This window comes from Candidatus Planktophila sp. (assembly GCF_046070465.1).
GTDB lineage: Bacteria > Actinomycetota > Actinomycetes > Nanopelagicales > Nanopelagicaceae > Planktophila.
This window is the reverse complement of the sequence record NZ_JBJTMK010000052.1, coordinates 1-4,042: the sequence shown is the minus strand read 5'-3', so window position 1 is coordinate 4,042 and position 4,042 is coordinate 1. Positions and strand designations below refer to the sequence as shown.

The window sequence follows — 4,042 nt, the reverse complement described above, 5'->3', positions numbered from 1 at the left end:
CGACTTGAGTCAACACCGGTCGATGCCCTAGATCAGGCAGCCATCGAAGGCGGCCAGTACTACCTGCTAAAGATCTCCGATTGGAACAAGATCTTTAGTTAATCGCGAGATCAAAAAAGTCGGGAGTATTGAGGGCTCCCGCCTTTTTTGTTTCCTTAAAACTGATTACTCTGTAAGTAATTTCTTGATACGTCCGATACCTTCGACGATATCTTCATCGCTTGTTGCATATGAGAATCGCAGGTAACCAGAAGGTCCGAATGCCTCACCAGGAACTGCTGCAACCTCAACCTCATCCAAGATAATTGTTGCCAGCTCTGCCGATGTATTAGCAACTTTGCCACGGATTGACTTACCGAGCACGCCCTTCACTGATGGGTATACATAGAAAGCACCTTGTGGAGTTGGGCAATCAAAGCCTGGGATCTCATTGAGCAGGCTGACGATTAATTTACGTCGGCGATCGAATGCCACACCCATCTCGTGCACTGCATCGAGGCTGCCTGTGAGAGCTGCAATTGCTGCGCGCTGGGAAACGTTAGCGACATTTGATGTCAGGTGTGACTGCAAGTTTGTTGCCGCCTTGATGACATCTTTAGGGCCGATCATCCAGCCCACACGCCAACCAGTCATCGCGTATGTCTTTGCAACTCCATTGAGAATGATGGTCTGATCGGCAAGATCTGGAACAACTACTGGCATTGATGGCGCTGTCGCACCGTCATAGAGAAGGTGCTCGTAAATTTCATCAGCGATAATCCAGATGTGGTTTTTCAGCGCCCACTCGCCGATTGCCTTTACCTGCTCTGGTGAATAGACAGAACCTGTTGGGTTAGATGGAGAACAGAACAACAATGCCTTTGTCTTACCTGTGCGTGCTTGCTCGAGCTGATCAACAGTTACGAGGTAGTTCTGTGTTTCATCTGCAAAAACTTCGACGGCCTTTCCGCCAGCGAGTTTGATTGCCTCTGGATATGTTGTCCAGAATGGCGAAGGCAAGATGACTTCATCATTGGGATCAAGAATTGTTGCGAACGCCTGGTAGACAGCTTGCTTTCCACCGTTAGTGACAAGCACCTGATCAACTGTGATTTCATAGTTGGAGTCGCGCTTTGTCTTATCGACGATTGCTTGACGAAGTTCAGGCAGACCCGGTGTAGGTGTGTATCGATGATTTGCAACAACCTTGGTCGCGGCAGCTGCTGCATCGACAATATAAGAAGGTGTTGGGAAATCTGGCTCGCCTGCTCCGAATCCGATGACGGGACGGCCAGCTGCCTTCAGGGCCTTAGCCTTTCCGTCGACGGCTAAAGTGGCTGACTCTGCGATTGCGGCGATACGCGCTGAAACTCTGCTCATGAGCGTAAGTCTGCCCTATTTTTGAGGGTACGCGAGCGGCCAAAAAGCCGGTTTTACTCACACTGCCCCCTGCCTCTACACTTCGACGCTCACGAGAAATTTTTTCCTCGCCTTGGCGCGCCAAAAATCTCTCGCGAAGGGCAATAGCTCAATTGGCTAGAGTTGCCGTCTCCAAAGCGGCCGGTTGGGGGTTCGAGTCCCTCTTGCCCTGCAAGTGTGTAGTAACTGATGAACGAAACGAAGAGAAAAGAAAAGGTACGAACATGAGTGATGCAGTAGAGAAGTCAGCGGATCATTCCGAGGGCAAGCTCAACGTCTTCGCACGCGTGGGTCTTTTCTATCGTCAGGTAGTCAACGAGCTCAAGAAGGTCGTATGGCCTACACGCGAGATGCTTACTACTTACACAGCAGTTGTACTTGTATTCGTTGCATTCATCATTGCCGTTGTATCCATTATCGACTTGGTTCTTACCAAGGTCGTCTTCTGGGTATTCGGTTAAGGGGAGATCATGACTGAAGAGATTAAGCACGACGCATTTGAGGCAGCTCTCGTTGCAAATGCTGAAGAAGTTGCTGCTCCAGTTGAAGAGATCACTCTTCCAGTTGAGTCAACTGAACCAGAGCTCGCGCTCGCATCTGATGAAGATGGCGATATCGAGTCTGACGAGAACGATCCCAATGCAGAGTTCCGTCGCACTTTGGCGACAGCTGCTGGCGATTGGTATGTAATCCACTCTTACGCAGGTTACGAGAAGAAGGTAAAGGGCAACCTTGCCAACCGTATCCACACTCTCAATATGGAGGATTACATCTTCCAAGTTGAAGTACCGGAAGAAGAAGTAGTCGAATTCAAGAACGGCGCTCGCAAAGTTGTGAAGCGCAATGTCTACCCAGGTTATGTTCTTGTTCGTATGGATCTCACAGATGAGTCATGGTCTGTAGTTCGCAATACACCTGGTGTTACAGGCTTCGTCGGTAACGCACATAACCCAAGCCCACTCTCACTTGGTGATGTCGAAAAGATTCTTGCTCCACGTCCATCTAAGAAGGGCGACAAGGTCGAAGTGAAGGATGTTGACTTCGAAATTGGCGAATCAGTCACCGTTATGGATGGCCCATTCGCAACACTTCCTGCAAATATTTCCGAGATCATGCCAGAGCAGTCAAAGCTCAAGGTACTGGTCTCTATCTTCGGTCGCGAGACACCTGTCGAGCTCAGCTTCAACCAGGTTCAGAAGATCGTTTAAGTCAAAAGTTTTCACAGAAAAAAACCAAGAAAAGAGATAAGAAATGGCACCAAAGAAGAAGGTATCTGGCTTTATCAAGCTCCAGATCCAAGCTGGCGCTGCTACACCTGCTCCACCAGTAGGTCCAGCGCTCGGTCAGCACGGCGTAAACATCATGGAGTTCGTCAAGGCGTACAACGCTGCGACTGAAAGCCAAAAGGGTCAGATCATTCCGGTTGAGATCACTGTTTATGAAGATCGCACATTCGACTTCATTACAAAGACTCCACCAGCATCACGTTTGATCTTGAAGGCAGCAGGAGTCGAAAAGGGCTCAGCTATCCCTCACAAGACCAAGGTTGCAAACATCACCATGGCTCAGGTCAAGGAGATCGCAACAACAAAGATGGCAGACCTCAATGCAAATGACATTGAAGCAGCTGCAAAGATCATCGCAGGTACAGCACGCTCAATGGGCATCACTGTCTCTGCATAATTAAATAATTCAGTACCTCGTGGAAGAACCGCGCTGGTTCGCAAACCACAACCCGAACTCACTCGATAGAGTGTAGAAAGAAGGAAGAAATGAAGCGCTCAAAGAAGTACACAGAAGCGGCAGCAAAGGTCACTAAGGATCACCTTTACACACCACTTCAGGCAGTAACACTTGCCAAGGAAACATCAACAACTAAGTACGACGCGACAGTTGAAGTTGCTCTCGTTCTCGGCGTTGATCCAAAGAAGGCAGACCAGGCAATTCGTTCAACAGTGAACTTGCCACACGGAACCGGTAAGACCGCTCGCGTTTTGGTTTTCGCGAACGGAGAGCGTGCTGATGAAGCGCGTGCAGCTGGTGCAGATATCGTCGGTGGAGATGAACTCATCGATGAGGTCTCAAAGGGTCGCTTGGACTTCGACGCTGTTGTAGCAACTCCTGACTTGATGGCTAAGGTGGGCCGTCTTGGTAAGGTGCTCGGAACACGTGGCTTGATGCCAAACCCAAAGACCGGAACAGTGACAACAGATGTCACTAAGGCGGTTACAGATATCAAGGGTGGAAAGATTGAGTTCCGCGTTGATAAGAACTCAAACCTCCACTTCATCATCGGTAAGGTCTCATTCTCAGCAGAGCAGCTTGCAGATAACTATGCAGCAGCTCTTGAAGAAGTTCTTCGTGTGAAGCCAAACTCTTCAAAGGGTCGCTACATCCAGAAGGCAGTTGTTTCAACAACTATGGGCCCTGGTATCCAGGTAGATCCAAACCTCACACGCGAACCATCTGCTAACTAATTAGCAAAGGATTCACAAGAATGGCCCTGGCAAAATGCCGGGGCCATTCTTCTTTTACCTCCATATGATTAATGCATGGCATCAGTTGTTGAGACAGCGCCCCTCGTACTCGACGTAGGAGCAGTACTTCTCGTTGCCGCAACAAGTGGATTGATTGCTCGAAAGAT

General features: G+C 49.2%; 5 protein-coding genes and 1 tRNA gene. 5 read left to right on the top strand and 1 reads right to left on the bottom strand.

Going from position 1 to position 4,042, the window contains the following annotated elements:
- Nucleotides 1-165: 165 nt before the first annotated feature.
- Nucleotides 166-1,359 (bottom strand): pyridoxal phosphate-dependent aminotransferase, encoded by a 1,194-nt coding sequence (locus tag ACKOVI_RS02520; protein WP_509602440.1) that lies wholly within the window; start codon nt 1,357-1,359, stop codon nt 166-168.
- A 137-nt stretch (nt 1,360-1,496) separates the two neighbouring features.
- Between ACKOVI_RS02520 and ACKOVI_RS02515 the strand changes: the two genes are divergently transcribed.
- From ACKOVI_RS02515 to rplA, 5 genes are all read left to right on the top strand, one after another.
- Nucleotides 1,497-1,570, top strand: a tRNA-Trp gene (locus ACKOVI_RS02515).
- A 52-nt stretch (nt 1,571-1,622) separates the two neighbouring features.
- The gene (gene secE / locus ACKOVI_RS02510; protein ID WP_509602439.1) at nt 1,623-1,859 is read left to right on the top strand and encodes a preprotein translocase subunit SecE; all 237 of its coding nucleotides are present in this window, start codon (nt 1,623-1,625) and stop codon (nt 1,857-1,859) included.
- Between the two features lie 9 nt (nt 1,860-1,868).
- On the top strand, nt 1,869-2,606 hold the full coding sequence (gene nusG / locus ACKOVI_RS02505; RefSeq protein ID WP_509602438.1) for a transcription termination/antitermination protein NusG: 738 nt from the start codon (nt 1,869-1,871) through the stop codon (nt 2,604-2,606).
- 43 nt (nt 2,607-2,649) lie between these two features.
- Entirely contained in the window at nt 2,650-3,081 is a 432-nt protein-coding gene (gene rplK, locus ACKOVI_RS02500; RefSeq protein WP_509602437.1) for a 50S ribosomal protein L11, read from the top strand.
- Between the two features lie 89 nt (nt 3,082-3,170).
- Entirely contained in the window at nt 3,171-3,875 is a 705-nt protein-coding gene (rplA, locus tag ACKOVI_RS02495; RefSeq protein WP_509602436.1) for a 50S ribosomal protein L1, read from the top strand.
- Nucleotides 3,876-4,042 lie beyond the last annotated feature (167 nt).